Genomic DNA, 23,704 nt, shown 5'->3' on the forward strand with positions numbered 1-23,704 from the left:
GAGTCTAATTTTAAAAAAGAAATTCCTGAACAAATTCTTTATGGTAAATTTTTAAAAGCTGCGAAGAAAATTCTTCCGAATTATGATTTTAAGTTATTAGCAGATATGAATGAATCTATCTATTATTCAAAAAAAGAATTAGATAATGATGCATACCCACAAGAATTTAAAGAAATGATTCTTAGAACAGCAAATTCTAATGGTATTTTTTATTCGGATGTATCTAATAATAAGTTTATTGAACAAAAGAATGCGTTTGGTAAACTTTATAAAATAATAAGTGATTTTGAAACTTTTGACTGGAAAATAATTAACGAATACAAGAAAATTTCAGGTTTTAAGTGTAAAAAAGCAACTTTAAATTATAATGTTGGGAACAAAAAAAATAATAATCAAAATAGAGAAATTGTAGCTTGGTTTACTCCTGAAATCAACTATCCGTTTGGGCCTATTGGCTTTAGAGGTTTACCAGGTTTAATCTTGGAACTGAATGTAAATTGGGATTATTCTTATAAATTCGAAATGTCTAAGATAGAATTTGTATATAATTTAGAAATTAATGCGCCAGTGGAAGGTGAAACTATTAAACTTCAAGATTATGAAAAATTAAATAGAAGCGCAGTAAATTAAATAGAAGCGCAGTATTTCAAAAATGAAAGTGTTCTTTTAGATTTTAAAAAAGGAAGCGCCTTTCGGGATGAAAAGCACTCCACAGATTTAAGACATGAAAATTCATATCTCGCATGCAAAGCAATAATACGGATTTTTCATGATGATGTGTGCTGCTTTTATGCTGAGAGTCGATTTATAACAATCGAATTTTTACAACATTTATTAAAAACAAATATCATGAAAAAAGTATTTTCAATTATCGCTTTAGGAACGATGACTTTAAGTTTAAGTAGTTTTACACACTCTAGGAGTCTTGAATTTAGAGACTGTGCTGCTGAAGCATGGAATGCAGGGACAGATGCTCAAAATTTAGGATTTGATGAAGGTACCGTTTATGACGTTACAGATTTTGTTTATGATGCTTGTATTAACGGAAGAGATTATTCTCTCTTAATGCTTGCTAGATAGCGTATAATGAAAATTATATTTATTTTACTTTTTTCACTTCAATGTTTTGCACAGGAAAACATTGAAGTGATTTATAAGTATCAATCGAATTTCAAGAAAGAAATTCCGGGCAATTTAATGGGAGAAATTTTGTCAAAATCTAAACGTCAGCTTCCTAAGCTTGATTTCATTTTAAAAGCTACACCTAATGAGTCATTATATAAATTAGAAGAAAAGGTATCTAATGATGGCCAATCTCAACGAATTTTAATAATGATGTTAAGTTTAGCAAATTCTAAAGGTGTGTTTTTTTCTGATGTTAAACAAAACATCTTTATAGAACAGACAAATGCTTTTGGTAAACTTTATAAAATCATTAGTGATTTTCATCAGTTACAATGGAATATTTCTAATGAAAAAAAATCAATATCTGGCTACCAATGCCGAAAGGCAACTTTAGAATTTAATGTCGGTAATGAAAATAACAAAGCTCAAAATAGAGAAATCATTGCTTGGTTTGCCACAGATTTAAATTATCCATTTGGTCCACTTGGATATCGTGGACTTCCCGGTTTGATTATTGAATTAAATGTTAACTGGGATTATGGTTATATTCTAAAAGCTGAAAAAATTAAAGTTTTGGATAATCTTTTACAAATTGAAGAGCCACAGGAAGGTGAAATAATAAGTGAAACAAATTTTAAAAAACTAAGTAGAAACTCAGAGTTCAATAATTGAAATTAATTTCAATTTATTTGAGCTTGATGAGTTAAATATTAAGATTGATTAGAAAATTTTAAGACTTTTATTCATAAGATTCTATTTGTTATCTATTTATGCCAAAACTTTTTCCTTCATTACTCATCTTTATACTATTCATAGGTGTAACATCTGCCCAATCCATCCAACTCGACGGCTTTATTACCGATAGTCTTCAAAATCCCCTAGTCAATACCAACGTGATTGCTACGCCATTACAAGAAGTTAATGCACAGATTAAATTTAGCATTAGCAGTTCCAAGGGAGAATATAGGCTTAAGCTGGAAAGCAATCTGCCCTATCTTATAAAAGTGAGGTACTTAAGGATGCGAAAAAAAGAAATCCAGTGAACATTTCAATTAAGTTCATTATTATTGCCTTTTATGGAATTATGAATAAAACTTCATAAATAGTGTGATTCGTTACGGTTAAACCGTAAATATTGCTATTAATTAAAATATTAACAATTGTATTTTTACAAAACCGTTTTTTTTTTTTTAGGTTTATAGCAAATAATAAAAACTATGATAGAGTTCTTCTAATTAGAAAAAAAAGGAAGCGCTTTTCGGGATGAAAAGCGCTCCACAGATTTAAGACATGAAAATGCATATCTCGCATGCGAAGCAATGATACGGATTTTTCATGAAGATGATTACAGCCTTTGAGCTGAGAGTCGATTTATGACAATCGAATTTTTACAACATTTATTAAAATAAATATCATGAAAAAGTTTTTTCAATTATCGCTTTAGGAGCGATGACCTTAAGTTTAAGTAGTTTTACGAATCAATCAGAAATTTTAGAATATAATTCTTGCCTAGATGAAGCAATAGCCTATGGTGAATTTATGGATGGTTATAATGGCATAACTGCTGGTGGGCATGCATTTGATTATGCTAGAACATTTTGTAATTAATGTTTAAGTTTATTTCAACCAATAAGACTGTCCTTAATGGGATGGTCTTATTTATATCACTTCAAATCTATTCACAATATGGTAATGTTACATATACTAACGAAGCTTCATTATCATTTTACTTTAAAACAATGAAAGAAAATGATCCTTCGAAGTTCCAAAAGTTTGAACAAATGGCTGAATATGAAAAAGAAATGATGGGTCAAATTGATTACATATTAAAATTTACCTATGAAAAATCTATTTTCAAGCCTTCTATTCAAGGGGATGAAAACAAACAACTGTTAAAAACGAAACAAACTGAAGGCATCTTTTATAATGGACCCCAATCGAATTATTTTTATACAAACAGACGCTTTAAAGACTATAATGTTCAATTAGATCCCATTAAATGGGAATTAACAAGTGAATCCAAAGAAATTTTAGGTTACACGTGTCATAGGGCTCTTGGAGCGAAAGTTTATAATGATTCTATAACATCAGACCAAACAATTGAAGCTTGGTATACAAGAGATATCAATGTGACTCACGGTCCTAAAGGAATAAATGGTTTGCCAGGTTTAATACTCGAAGCTCACCAAGGTGGTTATCATTTTTATGCTGAAGAAATCGATTTAGATTCAAAACAAGTTATTTCTAAACCAAAAAAAGGGGAAGAAATTAATGAAGCAGAATATTATAAATTAATGCGTAGTGCAGTTAAAAACTGATTATTATGAAAAAACTAATTCCAATTATTATTGTGTCCATTTTATGTTTTCAAATCACTTATGCTCAAAGTGGTGAGATTACCTATAAAAATGAGCCTATGCCTCCAGAAGGTCTTGAGGAAATGAAAAAGACAGACCCCCAAAAGTATAAGCGATACTCCTTTATGATTAATAAAATCAAAGCAAGGACAAAACGCTTAAGGTATACCTTGGAATTTAATAATAGTCAATCCGTATTTAATACCAATCCAAGTATGACTAAAGAAGATAATCCTATGGCAGGAATGTCTACGTCAAAAAGAGAGCATTATTATCATTTGGCTTCCAGTGAGCGTTATGTAAAAAGCGATGTTGGTGGTAAAGAAATGTTAGTAAATAAAGCACCCATTGATTGGATAATTTCTAAAGAAACTAAAGTTATAAACGGCTACTCAAGTAGAAAAGCAGAGGCAACCCAGATGTTTTATAGCGTTGACCGAGAATCTGGAAAACTAAAAACCAAAGAACAGCATATTACAGCCTGGTTCACTACTGAAATACCTTTTTCTTTTGGTCCAGAGAATTATGGCGGTCTGCCAGGATTAGTTTTGGAGTTGAGTACACAGGGCAAGAATTATACGGTTGAAAGCATAAAATTGAAGGAGAATAAAAACAAGACTATAGATTTTCCAGATCTAGATAAGGCTATATCAGAACAAGAAGCTGCCCAACAAATGAATAAAGCAATGTCCAATATGTTTGGCGGGTAAGTTGATTTAAAAAAAATAGACAATGAAGTATTTGCTGATAATTCTATTCACAAGTTTTAGTACAAAAGCTCAAACTTCTGGCTACATCGAATTTAAATCTAAAATTGTTTCTCAAGTGATTGATACAGCTAAAACCAAAAATGATAATGTTAAGCAAATGATGTTGAATACTGTTTATAAAATGAAAAAACAAATGCCTTATGCAACTTATGAGTTAATATTCAATGATAACAAATCAGTATTTAAAATAAAGAAGAAAATGTCTGTAGATAATACTATTGACTATAAAGATGTTGCAGGCTTTTCAGATGCTGACGGGGAATTTTTTACAGAGAGCACTAAAGAATTGAGACTAAGAAAAATAAAGGCATGGAATAATGACTATATAATCAGGTCTAGTTTTTCTCAATGGGAATTAAAAAACCAAGAAAAAAAGATATTAGGTTATCGATGTTTTAAAGCCGTTAGTAAAAAGGAACTGGATAATGGAGATAGTATTGAAGTTATAGCATGGTTTGCGAAAGATTTACCTTTCAATTTTGGACCAAAAGAGTTTGTTGGTCTTCCTGGACTTATTTTAGAAATTGAGGAACGTGGAATAAAATTTTATGCAACAAAAGTGAATTTAAGTAACAAAAATTATAACATTAAATTACCTGAAGTTAATAAAAGTATATCTAAAAAGGAGTTTTTAAGTCAATAGCCTTATCGATAACTTTTTTTTAAGTGAATCATTATAAAACTAACAGTTTAGTTATATTTGTTCTCAATTCAATATTATGTTTTATAAATATTTTCTTCTATCACTTCTGGTTTATAATCTTTCTATTGCTCAGCAAACTTACATTTATAAAGCTTCTGCTAATATTGATTACAAATCAATCAAAATTGGTGATGTAAAAGAATTGATGAGGAATGTTGAAAATGAACTTATAAAATTTAAATTTAAACTTATCGTAAATGGTAATGAATCTTTTTTTGAAAAATCAGAGAATCTTGTAAATGAATCAAAGAATATACAAGTTGTAAGTATTGCTAAAGCCATGAGTTATGCAAATGACAACTGGTTTTACGATTCTGAAAAATCTTATTTGCAATTGGATACTAAGTTTATGAATAAAGCTTTCTCTGTAAAATTTGATGAATTACCTAATTGGGAAATTAAAAATGAAAAGAAAACTATAGGTGGTTACGAAGTTATAAAAGCTGTAACTACACGAAAATTTATTGGGTCTAAGGGTGTAAAAGAAAAGGAAATTGAAGCTTGGTTTTGTCCAGATATTTCTATTTCACATGGGCCAATGGGTGCTGTTGGTTTACCTGGTCTGGTTATACAACTAAGACTTCAAAATACAATTTATACTTTAGAACAAATTAAAGATGAAACTATAAAAATCGAAGAGCCTAAGTCTGATGAAGCCCTTTCTTCCGAACAGTTTTATTTAGTTATCGATCGTAAAGTTGGTAACTTTAGAGAATCTATTAATAATTAATTTAAAAAAATCTTCAAGCTTTTATGACAAAATTGCTAGCGACACTTTCCATCCTCTTATTTACAATAGCCCTTTCATCTGCCCAATCCATCCAACTCGACGGCTTTATTACCGATAGTCTTCAAAATCCCCTAGTCAATACCAACGTGATCGCTACGCCATTACTAGAAACTAATGCACAGATTAAATTTAGCATTAGCAGTTCCAAAGGAGAATATAGGCTGAAGCTGGAAAGCAACCAGTCTTATCTTATAGAAGTAACGCATCTGGGGTTTAAGAAAATCATGGATACACTTCAACTTTCTCAAGACCTTACCAAGGACTATATCATGGTGGAATCTACTGAAAGTCTTGAAGAAATCCTTATTGAGCAACAAATGGCGGTGATTGTAAAAGAAGATACCATTACTTACAGGACCAACCAGTTTAAAACAGGCGAGGAAAGAAAGCTAAGAGATGTACTTAAAAAACTGCCGGGCTTGGAAGTAGATCGGGAAGGTAATGTGACTGTTAACGGTAAGGAAGTGACAAAACTTATGGTAGATGGTAAAGCCTTCTTTACGGGAGATGAAAAACTGGGGGTAAACAACATTCCCGCCGATGCCGTAGATGAGGTAGAAGCACTGGATAATTATAGCGAAGTCGCTTTTCTTAAAGGTTTGGAAGAAAGCGATAAGATGGCGTTAAACATCAAACTGAAAGATGGGAAAAAGAAATTTATCTTTGGCGATATAGAAACTGGCGCAGGAGTAGAAGATCGGTATTTGGTGCATCCTAAATTGTTTTATTACAGTCCCAAGACGGCTGTAAATGCCATTGGGGATTTTAATAACACTGGCCAAAAGTCATTTACCATTCAGGATTACTTAGATTTTGAAGGCGGTATGGCCTTAGCCTTGGAAGATCAAGGGGCCTATTCTAGATTATATTCGGATGATTTTTCACAGTTCTTAAGACAAGATGATTTCGTTTTCAATAAAAACGATTTTGGCGCGGCGAGTCTTTCTCAAGAGCTTGGAGGTAACTTCAGTTTGGATGCGTATAGCATTTTTAATAAAAGTAAACTGAGAACCCAAACGCTTGAAGATTTTACTTACCAAACGACAGAAGCTCCGGATGAATCCCGTGAGCAATCCAATCAAAATGACTTGCTTTTTAGCATTAGTAAGATCAAGTTGAGGTACGACAATAACGATGATACCGACTTGCGGGCCAACACCAATTTTAAATACAACACGGCGGAGGCGCAATCTCTTCTTAATTCTGAAGTAGGCAACACGAACCGATTTGTCAATACAAACACCCAACCCGAGAATTTTGAATTCCTCCAAACTTTTAATCTCAATAAGCAGTTTTCATATAAACATACCTTAAAGCTCGAAGCTAAAATAAAAAGTGAAGACCAAACGACAGACAGGCTTTGGGATTTCAATCAGCCCTTGTTTACTGAGTTAATTCCATTGGTAGATGAAGGAGATGAGTTCAGGTTAAATCAGCTTAACCAGAAGCAATTTACCAATTTGAGCCTTAATGCTAAGCATTATTGGGTGCTAGCCGATTTTCATCACATCTATCCTGTGGCAGGTGTGGATTACTTTACCTTCAACTTGAATACGCTGGACGAGCAAATCTTAAACGATGGTAGCACCACTAGTTTTGAGTCAGCAGGATTTAATAATCGGATGGATTTTGAGCTCTTTAATGCGTCGCTAGGGTTTCAGTATAAAACTCAAATTGGAGAATTGGTTTTAAGGCCAGGTTTGGTCGTCAAGAATTTCAACTGGAATGTATCACAGTTTGGTGATGAATTGGTCAATGACCAAACCGCTGTTTTACTTCCCGAGTTTTACGCGGAGTACGAATTCAAAACCTCTGAAAAACTAAGGTTTAATTATAACCGGTATACCAACTTTGGAAATTCTTCAAATTATGCCAACAGATTGAGCCTGCAAAGTTTTAATCAGATTAGACGAGGAAACGAGAATTTACAAAATCAAATTTACCAAACGGCGAGTTTACTTTATAGTCAGTTTAATATGTTCAAGGGTTTGTTTTATAATGCTAGATTGTCTTATACGCATCGAGAAAGCAGCATTAGAAATCAGACTCAGATTGAAGGTATCGACCAAATAAGCACCAGTATTTTTACAGATTTACCTGAAAATACCTATAACTTTAATGGAACTATCAATAAACGTATTCCTAATTATACGTTTACTCTAGGAGGCAATGCAAGCCTATCGGACTACTCCAGGATCATCAACGATGAGGTGTTGGATTATGAAAGTATTAATTTTGGCTATAATGCAAAAATAACCACACGTTATGACGATTGGCCAAATCTGGAAACGGGCGTGAGGCAAAGTTTTTCCAGACTCAACTCAGATGCCATCGACAACAAGTTTACCACTTTGTCTCCCTTTGCCTATTTGGAATATGATTGGGAAGATTTTATTTTTAAGTTCAATTACGATTACAATTATTTTGAAAATCAAACCACAGGAGACGTCAATAGATTTGAACTGGCAGATGCTTCTTTATTCTACGGAAAAGAAGATTCAGCTTTGGGGTTTGAGTTAAGCGCTACCAACTTGTTTGACATCAACTTTAAACGTCAAAACACAGTCAGTGAATTTATCGTCTCAGACCAGCGGATTTTTGTACAGCCTCGGATTGTGATGTTTAAGGTGATTTATAAGCTGTAATTGATTTAAACCCGAATTGATTTATGAATTCCACAGAACGAAATGAGATGATCTATAATTTACTTCTCAAAATATCCATATCATTCGAAATTTTAGAATCAATCACCCTGGCATAAATTTGTGTGGTTGACAATTTTGTATGGCTAAGAAGTTTAGATACCGTTTCTATGGGAACACCATTAGCTAAAGTTACTGTAGTGGCTAATGTATGTCTAGCTGCATGGAAACTTAGTTTTTTATTAATTTTTAAAATTTTGGTTATTTCTCTTAAATACTGATTTGTTTTTTGGTTAGAGTACACTGGGAGTAAAATATCATTATAACATACCTTTGGATGGTTTCTATATTTTTCAATAATACGTTCAGCTTCTTCCAACAATGGAATTCTCAGAGCAGTATTGGTCTTCATCCTTCTAGTGTGAATCCATTTTTTACCATCCATACCAATTTGAATATGTTTTTTCTTCAACTCTTTGACATCACCATAAGGTAAACCCGTATAACAACTGAATACAAAAAAGTCGCGATTGGTTTCGTGAGTCGATCTTTTAATTTCATTTCTTTAATTTTTTGTAATTGAGCTTTGGACAAATAGACCATGTCTACGTGATCAAAGCGAAGTTTAAATCTTTTGGTAGGGTTCTTTTCAATCCAATTTAAATCTTCAGCCAGACGCATCAGTTTTTTGAACCGTTCCATATGTTTCATGAAACATTATTATTAAGACTAGGCAATGCTCTCAAATAGCTTTCGAATCCTAAGGTAAATTCGTAATCAATTTGTTTAAGGTAGACATCTGAAGTATGTTGCTGAGCTTTCAAATAATCTTTCAAATAGCTTTCTGTAGTCGTATAGTTTTTCATCGTTCCATACTTTAAAACCTTGTCCATTTTCTCTTTGTGATAATTAATCAGTTAGATAAGCGTGTAATGTTTCTGGTCGCTTCCAAGAAATCTAGCTTTAATCGATTCTGTTGTGGCCAGGAGTTCTTCCTTTAGGAGAACATCATAGGCTTAGTAAAGCTGTGTCTTAGTTTCATCAATTTTTTTATTGATCTGTCGGCTCTCAGAATTGCTGCCTATAAGCTTACTAGCAGATGGATTCCACCTATCTACATGTTAAGCTAATTTCAAGGGATTTACCATTTAAGGTAATTCGGGCATAGAGGAGGGCTAATTCAGGTTTTTTTCTTTTTACGAATGATAAAAGAAATAGAAAAGGTTTGACTAGTACGCATAGCTTTTTTGTTTAAATGAAACAATTAATTAAGGCGAAAGTCAAACTACCGGTACGTTTGTGTAAAGTAACGGAGCTTTAAAAGTACAAAAAAATAACTCATGATTAACTCACAAATTCCAAGCGAACTCACGATGAACTCACGTTAAATTTGATACTGTTTGTTAAGTTTTGAGGAAAAAATAAAGGGTAACTACATGAAAATCATATAATTACCCTTTTAATTATGTTAAAACATAATCTGTTGTTGTCGGGGTGGCAGGAGCTTTTTGTAACTCACTGATCCCCATAATATTGAGACCTCGTACTTTAAATTCTGGATGTATTCACCGAATCCTTCACTACTTTAAAAAGAACAACTAAATCAATAAAATTTAATCATCTTTGATATTATCAAATATACTAAAATTATAATGTAGTAAATAAACTACACTTAGGTTTAATTTAATTTTGTGTCAAAATTTTTAATTTGGAGACTGATTTAATAAAAAAATTGGTTTGTTAGAATTCAAACTGATATTTTAAACTAACTAATTTTTATGAAATTTTATCAATCAGATTTCAACTCCATACCATTTGGTATTCTTTCAAATTTCGAGCGAGAATGCTTTGATCTAGATATAAAAGAAATTGTATATCCTTGGGATTTCGTCCATTCTCTAGGTGAACAAATAAAGGTTGACGCAAAGTTCTTAATAAATAATAGAGTTTTAAAAAAACAAAACGATAAAATACATAACGACAACATCATTGGATCAAAAGATAAAATATTATTTTTTGATGATTCGCCACTCATACATAATGGTGTTATGTTTGATACCTCTGAAGGAGAAATTGTGATAGACTCTGATGTTATTATATATCCTTTTTCATTTATAAAAGGGCCATGCTATATTGGTAAAAATACAATAATAAAAGATGCTCGTATTTACGGAGGATGTTATATTGGAAAAGTTTGTAAAATTTCTGGGGAAATGGAAAATTGTTATATTGGAAATTTCTCAAATAAAAATCATGAATCTTCTTTATTACATTCTTTTATTGGTGATTGGAATAATATTGCAGGTTATAGTAAAACTGCTGATTTAAACATTGATTATTCCAACATAAGTGTTTCTAATGGTAATTCCAATATCGATACTGGTAGAATCAAATTCGGTTGCAAAACTGATGATTTTGTTAAAATTGGTGGAGGAGTTTTGATATACCCTGGGACTATATTCGGTTTCGCATCTACGATTTTAGACTTACCTGTAGCTAAAGGCTTTTATCCTTCTTTTTATAACAAGCACTTTCAAAATAATAAACATGATTTAGATAAATTTATTCAGGAGGTAGAAATCATCATGTCAAGACGTGATAAGCAAGTTTCTTCTAGTTTAATTGAAAAATTTAATAAAATATACCTTGAATGATAAATTCGTACAGACGATATACTTTTTACGGGAAGATTATTTTTTTTATTTCTTTATTGACACCATTTAAATATTTTGTGAAATACTCATCAATCAAAAATCTTAACAAGCTTTCTCATTTCATGGCTAAATTAATTGCAATTTTAGATATTAAAAGTGCAATAGAGATAAAAAATAGAATTCATTTAGTGTTCAATAATTCTAGATGTGTAAATAAAATCTTTGAACGATATCTAACTAACCTGTATTATCATCTTTTTTTAACGATAAGAATTCCTTATATGAAAGAGCTTGAGGTAGAAAAGTTATTAATTATTGATAGTGAAAGTCAGGAATTACTCACGAAAATAAAATATTCTAACCATAAAATACTATTTGCTTCGAGTCATAATTATCAATTCATATTAATGAAGCTCTTATCAACTTGGGGTAAAACTAATAACATTAAAATTTTAACAACTTTTGCATTAAAAGAGGAAAAAATATTTTCTAATTATATATCAAAACTTAAGAAAAAGCTTTTTTACTCATATCATTATTCAGTAAACATAAGCGATAAGGATTATAAAAGCATTTTTAAAAAACATTTAGAAAATGCAAACTATACTTTAATGTTTGGTGATGTAAGATTTCAATGTAAAAAAAAGGATGTTAAATTTCAAGTTAACAATCTTACATGCTTTTCTAATTCTGGTCTTAAGAATATGATACAAATAAATCAAACTCAGCGGATTTTTTTTACTTCTTTAAATAAGGAAGGATTCAAGTTTAGGTTTGTTATCCGAGAAATTAATGATTTATCCGATTATTATGAGAACTTGAAATACAATATAAAAAAACATCCTTCAGATTGGTTATTATGGTTTCATAGCCCATTATTTAAATAAGCTATATTTATGTCCAAAGACAACGTTTACATTTTCGATTTAGACGATACTTTATTTCCAACAGCTACCATTCGTAAAGATGTTGGGTTGCCTTTATTAAATAAACTTAAAGAAATAAATTATTCAGAAAGGTACTTTGAAAAAAGTATGATAGAAGTTATTTATAATGACTGTTGGAAAAATTCATTTGTTGAATTAATAGACAAATATAATCTTCCTAATGTTTTTATTAATGGATTACATCGTGCTTATAAAGAATTGGAGGTTACTCATAAACTTAAGCTTTATAAAGACGCTGAGATAATAAAAGAATTAAATGAAGATAAATATCTTGTTACTACTGGATATGAAAAATTACAAAAAAGTAAGGTTCAATCACTTGGTATTGAATCTTATTTCAAAGAGATATTTGTAAATGACTCAATTGAAAAATTCAAACTTGGGAAGTTATTTTTTTTTAATAAAATTTTTAAAAAATATAATATAAAGCCAGATAGTTTTATCGTAATCGGAGATAATGTAAACTCTGAGATTAAAGCTGGAAACAAATTAAGTTTTACAACTGTTTTAATTGATAGAAATACTTTAGTTGAAGATAGTTTAGCAAACTTCAATATAAGTTCTTTAGAAGAGATTTTATTTTTAAATAATGCATATGAGTAGTAAGAACGAGATAGTAAATGCTATTAAAGAATGGGGTTTACAAAATTCTAACGTCAATTGTATTTTACATATAGGTTCACTAATTAATAATGATAATGATAAGTATTCAGATATTGATGTTATCGTATTCTGTAATAATGTATCAACATTTTTGTTTGAAAAAGAGTGGGTGAACGAAATTAATCCTTTTAAAATTTGTTATACCCAGATAAATTTTTCTGGAGGAATGCCTATGAAGAGAATTGTTTTTTCAAATGGCATAGAGCTTGATCTGACACCTGTAAAATATAACGAGATTTTAAAGGCTTTTATTTACTGTAAAATTTCAAAGACTTTTTTTTATAAAATTTTATCAAATAATCTTAAAGATGAAATTGAAAATAATATTCAAATTTTTAATGAGTATACTTCTAACGGAATGAAATATATTGTTGACAAAAAGAATATTTCAAGAAGTATTGAATTTATTTCTAAATCATTTCCCAAGGGTTCATTTAAGGTTACACACAGTATGTTTGAGGAAAACTACAATTATTTTTTCCATCAAATAATTAGAGAATCTATAAGAATAGTAAGGGGTGAGCTTTATGCTTCAAAAGAATGTGCAGAATACTTTTCCAAAGCAAAACTTAGAGAGCTAATAGAATGGTATATGAAATTGGAAAAAGGTATGGGATTAGATACATATCATAATGGGAAAAAATTAGAATATTGGTGTGATGAAAAAATTTTAAAAAAGATGGCAGGAATTTATGGCTATTTAGATTTTGAAAGTAGTAAAAATGCACTATTCAATACATTTAATTTATATACTGAGATTGCTACTGTAGTATCAATAAAAATAGGTTACAACATTAATTTTTATATCGAGGTTAAAGATTTTACAGAAGAACATGTGAATAGTATTTTTGGAGATATAAAAAAGTCCGACTAAACTTTCTTGATTTTAATATAATTCAAACTTCGCTCAAATTAATTCTGTCAAAAAATAAACTTAATCAATCCCTTTTAAATCTTACATTATTGAATCTAAGTTATTGTCAATTAACTTAAAAAGTTAGCAATAATAATAAGAACTACACTTAAGGCTAGTGTGATATAATCTTTATCTCCATACTTTTATTTAACATTAGAAGATACCGAAAATCCAGTAAAGAGTAGGTTTAATCACTGAGATTGAAAAAGTAATATTATCTCAGCATTTTAAAAGAAGTTTAATCGCTGTGAAAACAGCATAAAATTTAAAAATTATGAAAAAAGTAATTTTCACATTTTCAGCAGTAGCCATTGGATTCGCATCTCTTGCATTTGCTCCTGTAGAAAAAAGCAATGACATGAATACTAATTTTGTAACTAATTCTTCATCATCAGAGGGTTGCGATAATTTTAGTAGAACTTATAGAGATGCCACAGAATGTTGGACTAAATCAACATCAGATCCAGTTGAGTTGGAAACAGCTCAGCTTAATGTGCTCAATTCTTATTAATGTCCAACTTCATTAAAGCATTATTCTTGAAAATAAATTTGAGGATAATGCTTTTTATTTAAACTTACATAAATGATTCACTTTTTTAATTGTGGTTATATTTTTACGCTTATCTTATTCTCATACGCTATAAGTAATGCACAACAAATAGAAACGCCTATTGTAAAAATTACATACGCAAGTTCGCCAATAAGCCAATATAATATGTCTAAAGATGATATGATGGAATCCTCATCAAAAGCATCTGTATATAGTTTAATGCAAGGAATTACTGATTATTACAGCTTATATATCAACTTGGAAGATCGGTCTTCATTATATGTTTTGGATTCTACTGAACAGAAAAAAGTAAGAGGTTGGGAAATTTCAAGCACCACAGCTTCACCAGTAGATACAGTTCTATTTTCAATTAAAACACCGAAAGAAAAGACATTCAAGCATGAATGGATTATGAACCAAACCTTTTTTACGGAAGGCAAAGTTGGAGATTTAAAGTGGGAGCTTACCGATGAAGAAAAAAACATAAGTGGACTCAAATGTTACAGAGCCATTTCCAAAAATTATCCTATGCTTTCAGTTTGGTATACCAAGGAAATTCCTGTGTCTAATGGGCCTGGTATATATCAAGGTTTACCTGGTCTTATCGTTAGTGTAGAAGATTTTTTCCGTACGATTCAATTAATTGAAGTTGAATATATTAAAAGTGTAGAAACATTTAAAAAGTTATATAATATTAAAAAAGCATTTTTTTCTGAAAAAAAAGAAAATGGTAAAAATTTTTCCGAAGAGCCAATTTTGATTCTAAAAAAGGGTGATTTAGCAAGAAGCCTATATGAATATACTCATGGTAAGTCCTATAGAAAAAATTAGTGAGATATAATTTACATGAATATGAATATCACTATGAAAAAGAAAATTTTGATTTTATTATTCAGTGTACACTTACTGCTTATTTTTTTTCAAGCATTCTGGACGACAGTAGATATGTATTTTGATATTCATTATAATAAAAAAATTGATATCCCAATATTGAACGTTTTTAGACAAAACAACTTTACAGAACCATATTATTTGATTTCGGGTATTAATACAGGCTATGGCTTTTATGGAATAAAAACTGCTACAGAAAAATATTTGCGCTGTACATGTTATGACTCCTCCGATAAAATTTTAAATCAAGACAGATATTTTAATTTAAAAACTTCTAATGGAATTTCTCGTCTTGAAAGCTTGAATGCAAATCAATTAAAAGCTTTAAATTATAGAAAAGATTATATTAATAAACTTTTCAAATGGCAAGGAAAAGAATTTGCAAAGTCTATTCCAGGCTGTACTTCTTATAAAATTGAACTAATAACTATTGTGCCTAAGAACACTGAGGAACAGAAACTCAGAACAAAACCAGAATTATATGTTATTCAAGAAAATTTCTTTTATCTACAATAGTTTAATAATGAAATTTGAAAAAGATGGTAGTGAAAAAAAGTTTTTGATTTTTTTCAGGCTAATGGTAAGTATAATTGCTCTGATAGAGATAGCATCTTTAGCTGGTGATTTGTCCTTGCTTTTTTCTGATAATTCCACTATTGTTCCACAAGATTTAATGTATCTACAATCAGGATATTTTAAATATTTATATCCGTTTTATCAGTTTTTGGACTCTTATAATCTAACTAATTATTTCTATTCATATGCTATATTTCTTTATATACTAAGTTTGCTTTTTCTTTTAGTAGGATTATTTACACGTTATTCAGCTTTTATAGCCCTCATCCTTCAATTGATTATTTTTAAAAGTTTTTCGCCTTTTAATTAAGGGTATGATTTTTTTTTAACTATGTCCCTTTTCTATTGCTTAGTATTTCCTGTTGGAAATTATTACTCTTTAGATAAAAAGATTTTTAAAGGTAAAGCGAAAACAAATTTACGCTACAGGAAGGTTCTACAGATACATTTGTCTACCGTTTATTTTTTTTCAGGTATTGCGAAAGGTTTAGATAGCGGTTGGTGGAATGGCGATTCTCTATGGAGAGCTTTGGCTTCAGTAGATAATTCATTTTATCATATGCCTTCATTTATTTTAGTAATTATAGGTGTTGGAACTGTATTAATTGAATTTTCTTATCCTTTTTTAGTCTATAAAAAAGTAACTAGAAAATATATTCTTACATCAATTATCATTATGCATCTTTCTATCGCAGTGATGTTGGATTTATATGCATTTTCCACAATAATGATTATGTGGAATATAGCTGCTTTTGGTAATCTTGACTCATTTTCACAAAAAAAATACATAGATGTTAAAACAGTATAGTCTTATTTTTATGTTGCTAATTTTTTCTTCTCTATTTAGTCAGGAAGTTAAAATTTCGGGGCATATAAAATCTAGTAATAACCAGCCTATACCATATGTTAATGTAATAGTTAGTAAAACTGAAAATTCTCAGCCTATCACCTTTGGTTACAGTAATGAAGAGGGAGAATTTAGTGTAATGATTCCTGAAGGGCTCGAGGCTATCATGATAAATGTCTCTTCTATAGGCTTCCAGGAACAATCACTTAGATTAAATATAAAAGAAACAAAATATGTTGAAATCATCTTAGAAGACAGTGTGACGTCTTTGGATGAGATTGTTATTAAGGCTCGACCAAAAGGAGACACACTTAATCTAGGTATTCATGATATGAATCTTACAGATGACAAAACATTGAGAGACATGCTAAATAAAACAGATGGTATTATCATTAGCAGGGATGGTGGAATAATGTATAGAGGTAAACAAATAAATAAAATACTTATAAACGGAAAAGAGGTATTCCTCAGACAAAACAAAATTGCTCTTGACAATCTGGATTATAGAATAATGAAAAGTGTCCAGGTCATAGATAATTATAAAGATAGATTTGCAATAGATTTTAATCCTATTAGAGATCCTGTTATTAATGTAGAAACAAAAGATGAATTTAAAGGTATTTTAAAAGCTGAAGTAGAATTTGGTCTTGGTTATGACGATAAATATAATTTTACGGGCAAAGGATTTTTATTTTCGGACAAATTAAATGCATTTATAACATCCAATACAACAAATACTGGTGAGATTGTATTTAGTCAAAAAGACATTTCAGCACCAATTGTTGATTATTCAACGAATGCTTTAAGAAATTATTTACAGCCTTTTTTTATTGAAGATTTTCAAACTAGAAAAAATTTCGTGAGCAATACCAGTCTTACGTTAAGAAAAGAGGCAGAAAAAAATAAGAGCGGTTTGGTGCTTTATTTTGGTAATACTCAGATAGAGAGAGACGTAAGCCGCCAAACATTTTTAGGTGAAAACCTTATAGAGTCTAGTCTAACAAATAATGTACAAAATGGAAATTTTATTTCAGCTACTACAAATTTTAATGCTAAGTTATCTGAAAATTCAGTTTTTGAAAATAAATTATCTACTTTGTTGCTTTGGTATGATGACCTAACTCAAAACTTGGACACTGTTTTTTCTCCTAATCCTACAGGTTTCAATTTATTAACTGAAAATAGTCCAAAAAGCTTAGCAATATCAAATGAACTTAAAATTACAAAACTAATATCTGAAAAAAAAGCTATTGACTTCGAGCTCAATTATTATTACGAAGGTGATAAAAGAGATTTTGAAACTCAACAAAATGATATTCCCTTATCTGAGATAAAACAGGTTGAAGATTTTTCGAAAAATTATGTGGCTGCCCTAAGTAAATTTAAATACGACCTTAACCCCGTTTATCTCAATATTGGTTTAGGACTATCGCACAATCAAGAAGAAGGTGAGCTAATGTTTGAAAATGATTTTTTGACGGAAGACAATTTAACCAGAAGTATAACGACTATAGAAACTCCAATTAGTATAAGCGGTTCCTATAAGAATTTGGATTATAGCTTTTCTGGGTCTCCTGCATTGATTTATACTGATGAAAAAGGAATTCGTGAAGAAATTAAAAGTTTAAATAAATTAACCTATAATTTCGAAACTCAAAATAACTTGATCTTAAGTTGGAAACGAAATTATCGTTTCTATGATCTTAATTCGCTTTACGACACAATTGTGAGAGGATTTAATATTAGGGTCATAAACGATGGTATTAATGCTGAAGACTATACGACAACAAATTTAACCTCGTTAGAATGGAATAATAATAATGTTTCGAGAAATAAGCAGATTAACCTCAAGTATGAATTTATAAAAGATAAAAATATTTTACAATCTGTATTGGATTCTGTGTCAAGTAACATCTTTTTTTATGCTAATCAGATATTTCCAGATAGAACTACACATTTGATTGATATGAGTGGCCGAAAGGGCTTTTATTTTTCACCTTCTTATCATCTTATTTACTTTGGAGCAAGTTTTTATATAAGAAATGACGATTATCCTACCATTAGCAATCAAGAAGAAGTTGATGCTACAAGTCTTACTTTACAGCCAGCATTTAATTTAACCTTTAGACCAAGAGGATTTTTGATTAGAGAAGCTTCAAATCAATTAAAAAGGAATGACTATGCTTTTTTTATAAATGGAGAAGAAATCAATTCGCAATCCGTCTTGACGAATACTTTCACAGTGGAAGGCACAGAAAAAAAATCGACTGGGAATTTGACTTTATATATCAGTTTTACAATATTAACGGCAATAAATTTGACGTTCCAGATGTAAATTTAAGTATAAAGTATAGACAATCAGATAAGCTTTCATTTTCTTTATCTGGTCGTTCTTTATTAACGCTTTTCGATTTTAACGACTTTAATTTTGCAAATACTCAATCTAATGGAAATATTCTTACGCAAACTTTCACAAATAATAATTTAGGATATCTGTTATTTAACACTTCGTTTAATTTCTGAATTTTTTCTGATAGAATTTGGCTCATAAATATGCATAAGATATCTCTTTTGTTTCTCGATATTTTGATTATAAAAATCTATTAAACCATTATATTCTAGTAAAATAGGATACGTTTTTGATCCAAGGTATGTGACTGGTTCACCTAAAATTTTGGCATTAATTCCAATCAAATTTAGGGTTTTTAAAAGTTTAGAGTCACACTCAGCAAATGCAACGTTTTTTGGATGGTTACAAACAGAAATTATAGATAAAGTAATAAATGCTTTTAAAATTGATATATCTTGAACATTGCTTTTTATTGCAAAACGACCAATATGAAAAACACTTTTGAAATTTTTTTTGATAACATCAAAAGGATGTATATTAAACAAGTTTTGGATTGGAAGAATGTAATTTGAATCATCTTTTAATTCAAGAGTTCTTATTGAGCCTAAAAGCGAACCTTCAGAACTTCTCAAAACATAATAATTAGAGTCTTTAAATAGTATTTTTTCTTCATTGTAGATCTTTCGAACACAACTCTTAAAATCTAATTTTGGATTATCTGTTTTATAACGGCTTAAATTTTCTTTGACTACAAAGTAAATTAAACTGTTTAATTGATTAAATCTTATTTTTTCAAAAATATTACTATTGTGCTTCATATTTAAAAATATGATACATTGCACAATTAATTTTTACACCTAAGAGTAGTTTTAGTTTGTAGAATTTAAACTGCATCATTATAATGAATTATCAAATAAAACAGCTATATTTAGATAAAAAGTTTGAGTGATTTAAATCAATTTTTTTCTTTCAGAAATACAGTTAATAAACTCTCATCAAAAGATATCAAAAGCTCTAATAATTACTTAGACACAATAGATGCTTTTGCAAGACTTACTTACAAAAGCATTTATGTAATTGATTATCATGTGAAAGGATTTGAATACGTTTCTAATAATCCTTTATTTCTTTGCGGTTTGAAAGCTGATGAAGTAAAAGAAATGGGTTATGAATTTTATTTCAAATATGTCGAAAAATCCGACCTTGATCTGTTAATCAAAATAAATAAAATTGGGTTTGAGTTTTATGAAAACATTCCATTTCATAAAAGAAAGCGTTATACGATCTCATACGATTTTAAGATCGAAAACGATGAAAAAAAAAGCATATTAATAAATCAGAAATTAACACCAATTTTTTTGACTGAAACAGGTAAGATATGGAAAGCAATATGTATAATATCATTATCTGAAGAAAAAAAATCTGGTAATATAAAAGTCTACAATAAGAATGATAATGAAATTTTTAAATATGATCTTGAATCTGACATTTGGAGAAAAATTGACCCTATTAAACTTTCATCAAGAGAAAAAGAGATTCTTCAATTGGCAATAAGAGGATATACAATTAAGGAAATTTCAGAAAGTTTATTTGTGGTACCTGATACAATCAAATTCCATCGAAGAAAGCTTTTTGAGAAACTCGAAGTCTCAAATATCACAGAAGCTATTGTTTATTGTACAAACAACAATTTAATTTAAATTATAGAGGTCAGTACTTAAATTCATATCTTTAATGTGAATAAAAATAGGCATAATATGGATATTTTCAAGGGCCAGAACCTCCTAGAGTTCTCCGATCGGTTTAAAACGGATGCTGATTGCCGGCAATACTTGGCGGAGATCAAATGGAACGATGATTTTGAGTGCTGCAAATGCGGTCATGGAAAAGCGCAGGTCAGGAAAGATTTCTCGCGTACATGTAATATTTGCTCGCATCAAGAGTCGGCTACCTCCAACACACTTTTCCATAAAGACAAGTTCGGTGTCCGAAAGGCCTTTTTCATCGTTTTTGAGATGGCCACAAGTACCAAGAGCCTTTCCGCGAGCTATGTTGCGGTTCGTTTCGGTGTTACGGAAAAGACGGCCCGTCTGTTCATGCACAAGGTTCGAGAGGCAATGGAGAGTAGCGGCAACAATCCGATGGACGGCATTGTACACGTTGATGAATTCGTTCTTGGCGGTCGCGAGAAAGGAAAGATAGGGCGAAGCTATGAAACCAAGAAAAAGAAAGCTATAACTGCTGTTGAGCTGACGAAAGAAGGTAAGGTGAAAAGAATGTATGCCATGCATATCAAGGATTTTTCAGCTAGATCCCTTCAATATATTTTTATTGACCATATCAGCCGAGATGCAATGGTGACGACCGATAAATGGAGAGGTTACAGACCGATCGCAAAAGCTTACGAGATAACACAGATCGAGAGTAACGGCGGAATGAACTTTAAGGCATTACATACTATGATCCATCAAATAAAATCTTGGATAAGAACAACATATTCCTGGGTAAGCGATTTTAACATCAATAGATATTTTAACGAATTCTGTTTCAGAATCAACCGTTCACAGAGCAAATCAACCATCTTCAACAATCTAGTAACGAAAATGGTGAAAAAGGATAAAGTATATCACAAGCAAATTATATGCAGTTAACTACTGACCTCTAAAATTTATTATTATGAAATTATTAAAAAATTCCTTTTTAGGAACAGTATTTTTAGTTGCTATAAGTTCTGCTATATCTGCTGCAACTGCAAATGATGCAGAAGAGTTGAGACCAGATTGTCATGACACTTATAATTTTTGTGATTATTTTTTTCCGTCAGATTTCGGTGAATTTGATTCATGTATGACAAAACAAGGTTGTGGAGCATAACAATAATTATTAATGCAGTTGCCTTTAAGGCAACTGCTTAAATAGATCTAAATCATGAAAATTTTACTGGTATATACTCTTTATTTTTTATCAATTGCTACTTATAGTCAAAACCCCAAAGGAATAATTAATTATAAAGCTGAACTTAGTTCCGAGCAAAAAAATGAATTTATCGAAAATGCCAAAAACGATGAGAAAATGTCGATGAGTATTAAACAGCAAATCATTGATATTGCACAAAACGTAAAACCAGATTATTATGAGTTGCATTTTAAAGGAAAAGAAGCATTCTTTTTTTATGATGAATCCTTAGAAGATCCTAATAGCAGTTATCTAAATAGTAAAGCAGGACAAAATCCTTTTATCATTGACTTATCATCAAATAAAATTATTGAAGATAGTAGAAATTTTGGTTTTGTAGCTCAAGAACTTCTAGACTGGAAAACCACTGATAAAACTAAGATGATTGAGGGTTACAAGTGTTATAAAGCCACTGCTACAGAAACCCTTTATAGCAGGCAAGGACATTTTTACGATAGGGATATCGCAGCCTGGTATGCACCAGATATACCCGTAGAATTTGGGCCTAAAAATTATGTAGGTTTACCAGGCTTGGTGTTGGAAGTAGAACGTAAAGAATTTACGATTACAGCGATCAAAATCAATCTCAACCCCAATAAAGATAATTTAAAAATCAAACGTGTAGGTGAAGATGAAAAGGTGATTTCACAAAAAGAAATGAACGACAGAATCGCCGAGATGATGAAAGATTATGAAAAAAGATAAATTTTTTTAATGAAATTTCTTATTCCTCTTTTTTTTTGTCTGTTTTGTTTAGGGAGCTCGCCGTTCTACGCCCAACATCAACTCAGTGGCGTGGTGACAGACAGCGTAGGAAATCCTCTAACTTCTGCCAATCTCCTGGCCCAGCCAAAAGATTCTCTACAAAACGTCAAGTTTGCCATCACCGATGACAAAGGTCGCTACCGTCTAAATTTACAACCCATACCCTATACCGTTACTGTGAATTATCTCGGCTATGCCAAAAAAGAGTTTGAGATCAATCTCGACCAAGATCAAATCAAAAGCATCGTTTTGCAGCAAAGTACAGAGGGTCTTGAAGAAGTAGAATTAGAGATGCCTATGGTGGTCAAAAAAGATACCATCACTTACAACGTCGATCAATTAACCAGTGGGGAAGAACGCAAACTCAAGGACATTCTCAAAAAACTCCCAGGTGTGGAAGTCGATAGAAACGGTGGTATCAAGGTCAACGGTAAAAAGGTAACACACATGCTGGTGGAAAGTAAAAAGTTTTTTGGAGGAGGGACTAAGTTAGCGGTAGATAATATTCCAGCAGACGCCGTAAAGCAAGTGGAGGTTTTAGATAATTACAACGAAATTGCCATGCTCAAAGATTTCCAGGAAAGCGAAGATATGGCGGTAAATGTAAAATTGAAAGACGATAGAAAGGACTTTGTTTTTGGAGATATAGAAGGAGGATTGGGCAATGACGAATTTTATAATGCCCAAAGCAACCTGTTTTATTATAGCCCCAAAACCACGCTTAATGTTATTGCCAATACCAATAATGTGAGAGAACGGGTCTTTACTAACGACCAGTTTTTTAGCTTTCAGGAAGGCATGAATTCGATATTCGATAAAGGAAGCACTAGTTTTGAGGATTCCTATGATGACTTTTCAGATTTTTTGGAAAAAGAAGATGTGGTGGAAAGCGATCGAAAATTTGGTGCAGTCAATTTTACACAAGAAGTCAACAACAAGCTGAGTCTTTCGGGTTACGGTATTTTCTCCAAAACCAAAGAAAGCACCTTGGTAGAATCTACCAACGAGTACAATACGTTTACAGAAGATAGGTCCATCGCTACAGCAACCGATAATCAATTGGCGATGGGAAACCTTAATGCTATTTTTACGCCCAATATAAAGACCAGTGGCATTTCAGGTCTCAGTTCAAAAGTGCAGATGACCAGTACAACAACAGCATCAACTCTCAAGTAGATACTACAACCAATGCCTTTCTAAACA

General features: G+C 30.9%; 28 protein-coding genes. 24 read left to right on the forward strand and 4 right to left on the reverse strand.

The genetic code is table 11. The annotated features are described in order from the left end of the window. The 9 genes from LB449_RS10765 to LB449_RS10805 form a co-directional block, all read left to right on the forward strand. Window positions 1-630, forward strand: a 630-nt coding sequence (locus tag LB449_RS10765) for a GLPGLI family protein (RefSeq protein ID WP_224455121.1), incomplete at its 5' end; no start/stop codon positions are given. 219 nt (window positions 631-849) lie between these two features. Further along, entirely contained in the window at window positions 850-1,080 is a 231-nt protein-coding gene (locus tag LB449_RS10770) for a hypothetical protein (protein WP_224455122.1), read from the forward strand. A 6-nt stretch (window positions 1,081-1,086) separates the two neighbouring features. Continuing rightward, window positions 1,087-1,797 carry a GLPGLI family protein gene (locus LB449_RS10775; RefSeq protein WP_003436455.1) on the forward strand — a complete coding sequence of 237 codons (711 nt, stop codon included), beginning with the start codon at window positions 1,087-1,089 and terminating at the stop codon, window positions 1,795-1,797. 98 nt (window positions 1,798-1,895) lie between these two features. Further along, window positions 1,896-2,168 carry a hypothetical protein gene (locus LB449_RS10780; protein WP_224455123.1) on the forward strand — a complete coding sequence of 91 codons (273 nt, stop codon included), beginning with the start codon at window positions 1,896-1,898 and terminating at the stop codon, window positions 2,166-2,168. 606 nt (window positions 2,169-2,774) lie between these two features. After that, window positions 2,775-3,443, forward strand: a complete 669-nt coding sequence (locus LB449_RS10785) for a GLPGLI family protein (RefSeq protein ID WP_224455124.1) — start codon at window positions 2,775-2,777, stop codon at window positions 3,441-3,443. Between the two features lie 5 nt (window positions 3,444-3,448). Next, on the forward strand, window positions 3,449-4,192 hold the full coding sequence (locus tag LB449_RS10790) for a GLPGLI family protein (protein WP_224455125.1): 744 nt from the start codon (window positions 3,449-3,451) through the stop codon (window positions 4,190-4,192). A gap of 22 nt (window positions 4,193-4,214) precedes the next feature. Further along, window positions 4,215-4,895 (forward strand): GLPGLI family protein, encoded by a 681-nt coding sequence (locus LB449_RS10795; RefSeq protein WP_224455126.1) that lies wholly within the window; start codon window positions 4,215-4,217, stop codon window positions 4,893-4,895. 76 nt (window positions 4,896-4,971) lie between these two features. Beyond that, window positions 4,972-5,685: a GLPGLI family protein gene (locus LB449_RS10800; RefSeq protein ID WP_224455127.1), complete on the forward strand. Its 714-nt coding sequence runs from the start codon at window positions 4,972-4,974 to the stop codon at window positions 5,683-5,685. Window positions 5,686-5,708: 23 nt separating this feature from the next. Beyond that, window positions 5,709-8,390 (forward strand): peptidase associated domain and porin domain-containing protein, encoded by a 2,682-nt coding sequence (locus LB449_RS10805; RefSeq protein WP_224455128.1) that lies wholly within the window; start codon window positions 5,709-5,711, stop codon window positions 8,388-8,390. Between the two features lie 52 nt (window positions 8,391-8,442). Here LB449_RS10805 and LB449_RS10810 read toward each other — a convergent pair whose 3' ends face one another. The 3 genes from LB449_RS10810 to LB449_RS10820 are packed head-to-tail and all read right to left on the reverse strand — an operon-like array spanning window position 8,443 to window position 9,280. Continuing rightward, window positions 8,443-8,943 (reverse strand): site-specific integrase, encoded by a 501-nt coding sequence (locus LB449_RS10810; protein WP_224455273.1) that lies wholly within the window; start codon window positions 8,941-8,943, stop codon window positions 8,443-8,445. Then, complete coding sequence (locus tag LB449_RS10815) at window positions 8,856-9,098, reverse strand: hypothetical protein (protein ID WP_224455129.1); 243 nt, start codon at window positions 9,096-9,098, stop codon at window positions 8,856-8,858. Before LB449_RS10815 ends, LB449_RS10810 begins: the two co-directional genes overlap by 88 nt. Further along, a complete protein-coding gene (locus tag LB449_RS10820) occupies window positions 9,095-9,280 on the reverse strand; it encodes a phage integrase SAM-like domain-containing protein (RefSeq protein ID WP_262901862.1) in 186 nt (61 codons plus the stop codon). Before LB449_RS10820 ends, LB449_RS10815 begins: the two co-directional genes overlap by 4 nt. Window positions 9,281-10,165: 885 nt before the next feature. Here LB449_RS10820 and LB449_RS10825 point away from each other — a divergent pair. The 10 genes from LB449_RS10825 (at window position 10,166) to LB449_RS10870 (ending at window position 18,766) form a co-directional block, all read left to right on the forward strand. Further along, window positions 10,166-11,041 (forward strand): hypothetical protein, encoded by an 876-nt coding sequence (locus LB449_RS10825; RefSeq protein ID WP_224455130.1) that lies wholly within the window; start codon window positions 10,166-10,168, stop codon window positions 11,039-11,041. Window positions 11,042-11,163: 122 nt separating this feature from the next. Continuing rightward, window positions 11,164-11,928 carry a hypothetical protein gene (locus LB449_RS10830; protein WP_224455131.1) on the forward strand — a complete coding sequence of 255 codons (765 nt, stop codon included), beginning with the start codon at window positions 11,164-11,166 and terminating at the stop codon, window positions 11,926-11,928. Window positions 11,929-11,937: 9 nt separating this feature from the next. After that, the gene (locus tag LB449_RS10835; protein ID WP_224455132.1) at window positions 11,938-12,591 is read left to right on the forward strand and encodes an HAD family hydrolase; all 654 of its coding nucleotides are present in this window, start codon (window positions 11,938-11,940) and stop codon (window positions 12,589-12,591) included. After that, on the forward strand, window positions 12,584-13,525 hold the full coding sequence (locus LB449_RS10840) for an aminoglycoside 6-adenylyltransferase (protein WP_224455133.1): 942 nt from the start codon (window positions 12,584-12,586) through the stop codon (window positions 13,523-13,525). The genes LB449_RS10835 and LB449_RS10840 overlap by 8 nt, the downstream gene beginning before the upstream one ends. A 316-nt stretch (window positions 13,526-13,841) precedes the next feature. Continuing rightward, window positions 13,842-14,078, forward strand: coding sequence for a hypothetical protein (locus tag LB449_RS10845; RefSeq protein WP_224455134.1), 237 nt, complete (start codon window positions 13,842-13,844; stop codon window positions 14,076-14,078). A gap of 72 nt (window positions 14,079-14,150) precedes the next feature. Then, a complete protein-coding gene (locus LB449_RS10850; protein WP_224455135.1) occupies window positions 14,151-14,948 on the forward strand; it encodes a GLPGLI family protein in 798 nt (265 codons plus the stop codon). A gap of 33 nt (window positions 14,949-14,981) precedes the next feature. Then, window positions 14,982-15,524 carry a hypothetical protein gene (locus LB449_RS10855; RefSeq protein ID WP_224455136.1) on the forward strand — a complete coding sequence of 181 codons (543 nt, stop codon included), beginning with the start codon at window positions 14,982-14,984 and terminating at the stop codon, window positions 15,522-15,524. Window positions 15,525-15,531: 7 nt separating this feature from the next. After that, on the forward strand, window positions 15,532-15,894 hold the full coding sequence (locus LB449_RS10860; protein WP_224455137.1) for a hypothetical protein: 363 nt from the start codon (window positions 15,532-15,534) through the stop codon (window positions 15,892-15,894). A gap of 21 nt (window positions 15,895-15,915) precedes the next feature. Further along, complete coding sequence (locus tag LB449_RS10865; protein WP_224455138.1) at window positions 15,916-16,392, forward strand: HTTM domain-containing protein; 477 nt, start codon at window positions 15,916-15,918, stop codon at window positions 16,390-16,392. Between the two features lie 10 nt (window positions 16,393-16,402). Next, entirely contained in the window at window positions 16,403-18,766 is a 2,364-nt protein-coding gene (locus LB449_RS10870) for a carboxypeptidase-like regulatory domain-containing protein (RefSeq protein WP_224455139.1), read from the forward strand. Window positions 18,767-18,927: 161 nt separating this feature from the next. Here LB449_RS10870 and LB449_RS10875 read toward each other — a convergent pair whose 3' ends face one another. Further along, window positions 18,928-19,599: a hypothetical protein gene (locus tag LB449_RS10875; RefSeq protein WP_224455140.1), complete on the reverse strand. Its 672-nt coding sequence runs from the start codon at window positions 19,597-19,599 to the stop codon at window positions 18,928-18,930. A 123-nt stretch (window positions 19,600-19,722) separates the two neighbouring features. On the opposite strand from LB449_RS10875, the gene LB449_RS10880 reads away from it, so the two are divergent. From LB449_RS10880 to LB449_RS10900, 5 genes are read left to right on the forward strand one after another with little or no spacing between them, the layout of a single operon-like run. Next, window positions 19,723-20,481 carry a response regulator transcription factor gene (locus LB449_RS10880; protein WP_224455141.1) on the forward strand — a complete coding sequence of 253 codons (759 nt, stop codon included), beginning with the start codon at window positions 19,723-19,725 and terminating at the stop codon, window positions 20,479-20,481. Between the two features lie 57 nt (window positions 20,482-20,538). Next, complete coding sequence (locus LB449_RS10885) at window positions 20,539-21,432, forward strand: IS1595 family transposase (protein ID WP_224455142.1); 894 nt, start codon at window positions 20,539-20,541, stop codon at window positions 21,430-21,432. Between the two features lie 25 nt (window positions 21,433-21,457). Beyond that, entirely contained in the window at window positions 21,458-21,655 is a 198-nt protein-coding gene (locus LB449_RS10890) for a hypothetical protein (RefSeq protein WP_224455143.1), read from the forward strand. 54 nt (window positions 21,656-21,709) lie between these two features. After that, complete coding sequence (locus LB449_RS10895) at window positions 21,710-22,441, forward strand: GLPGLI family protein (RefSeq protein WP_224455144.1); 732 nt, start codon at window positions 21,710-21,712, stop codon at window positions 22,439-22,441. 9 nt (window positions 22,442-22,450) lie between these two features. Continuing rightward, entirely contained in the window at window positions 22,451-23,677 is a 1,227-nt protein-coding gene (locus LB449_RS10900) for a TonB-dependent receptor (protein WP_224455145.1), read from the forward strand. The last annotated feature ends 27 nt before the right edge of the window (window positions 23,678-23,704 follow it).

The organism is Psychroflexus lacisalsi (assembly GCF_020164495.1).
GTDB lineage: Bacteria > Bacteroidota > Bacteroidia > Flavobacteriales > Flavobacteriaceae > Psychroflexus > Psychroflexus lacisalsi.

Bases quoted from the DNA above. Each gene is read 5' to 3' on its own strand.
- LB449_RS10770 (WP_224455122.1), top strand. From the start codon at position 850: ATGAAAAAAGTATTTTCAATTATCGCTTTAGGAACGATGACTTTAAGT.
- LB449_RS10775 (WP_003436455.1), top strand. From the start codon at position 1,087: ATGAAAATTATATTTATTTTACTTTTTTCACTTCAATGTTTTGCACAG.
- LB449_RS10780 (WP_224455123.1), top strand. From the start codon at position 1,896: ATGCCAAAACTTTTTCCTTCATTACTCATCTTTATACTATTCATAGGT.
- LB449_RS10785 (WP_224455124.1), top strand. From the start codon at position 2,775: ATGGTCTTATTTATATCACTTCAAATCTATTCACAATATGGTAATGTT.
- LB449_RS10790 (WP_224455125.1), top strand. From the start codon at position 3,449: ATGAAAAAACTAATTCCAATTATTATTGTGTCCATTTTATGTTTTCAA.
- LB449_RS10795 (WP_224455126.1), top strand. From the start codon at position 4,215: ATGAAGTATTTGCTGATAATTCTATTCACAAGTTTTAGTACAAAAGCT.
- LB449_RS10800 (WP_224455127.1), top strand. From the start codon at position 4,972: ATGTTTTATAAATATTTTCTTCTATCACTTCTGGTTTATAATCTTTCT.
- LB449_RS10805 (WP_224455128.1), top strand. From the start codon at position 5,709: ATGACAAAATTGCTAGCGACACTTTCCATCCTCTTATTTACAATAGCC.
- LB449_RS10815 (WP_224455129.1), bottom strand. From the start codon at position 9,098: ATGAAACATATGGAACGGTTCAAAAAACTGATGCGTCTGGCTGAAGAT.
- LB449_RS10820 (WP_262901862.1), bottom strand. From the start codon at position 9,280: ATGGACAAGGTTTTAAAGTATGGAACGATGAAAAACTATACGACTACA.
- LB449_RS10825 (WP_224455130.1), top strand. From the start codon at position 10,166: ATGAAATTTTATCAATCAGATTTCAACTCCATACCATTTGGTATTCTT.
- LB449_RS10830 (WP_224455131.1), top strand. From the start codon at position 11,164: ATGGCTAAATTAATTGCAATTTTAGATATTAAAAGTGCAATAGAGATA.
- LB449_RS10835 (WP_224455132.1), top strand. From the start codon at position 11,938: ATGTCCAAAGACAACGTTTACATTTTCGATTTAGACGATACTTTATTT.
- LB449_RS10840 (WP_224455133.1), top strand. From the start codon at position 12,584: ATGAGTAGTAAGAACGAGATAGTAAATGCTATTAAAGAATGGGGTTTA.
- LB449_RS10845 (WP_224455134.1), top strand. From the start codon at position 13,842: ATGAAAAAAGTAATTTTCACATTTTCAGCAGTAGCCATTGGATTCGCA.
- LB449_RS10850 (WP_224455135.1), top strand. From the start codon at position 14,151: ATGATTCACTTTTTTAATTGTGGTTATATTTTTACGCTTATCTTATTC.
- LB449_RS10855 (WP_224455136.1), top strand. From the start codon at position 14,982: ATGAAAAAGAAAATTTTGATTTTATTATTCAGTGTACACTTACTGCTT.
- LB449_RS10860 (WP_224455137.1), top strand. From the start codon at position 15,532: ATGAAATTTGAAAAAGATGGTAGTGAAAAAAAGTTTTTGATTTTTTTC.
- LB449_RS10865 (WP_224455138.1), top strand. From the start codon at position 15,916: ATGTCCCTTTTCTATTGCTTAGTATTTCCTGTTGGAAATTATTACTCT.
- LB449_RS10870 (WP_224455139.1), top strand. From the start codon at position 16,403: ATGTTGCTAATTTTTTCTTCTCTATTTAGTCAGGAAGTTAAAATTTCG.
- LB449_RS10875 (WP_224455140.1), bottom strand. From the start codon at position 19,599: ATGAAGCACAATAGTAATATTTTTGAAAAAATAAGATTTAATCAATTA.
- LB449_RS10885 (WP_224455142.1), top strand. From the start codon at position 20,539: ATGGATATTTTCAAGGGCCAGAACCTCCTAGAGTTCTCCGATCGGTTT.
- LB449_RS10890 (WP_224455143.1), top strand. From the start codon at position 21,458: ATGAAATTATTAAAAAATTCCTTTTTAGGAACAGTATTTTTAGTTGCT.
- LB449_RS10895 (WP_224455144.1), top strand. From the start codon at position 21,710: ATGAAAATTTTACTGGTATATACTCTTTATTTTTTATCAATTGCTACT.
- LB449_RS10900 (WP_224455145.1), top strand. From the start codon at position 22,451: ATGAAATTTCTTATTCCTCTTTTTTTTTGTCTGTTTTGTTTAGGGAGC.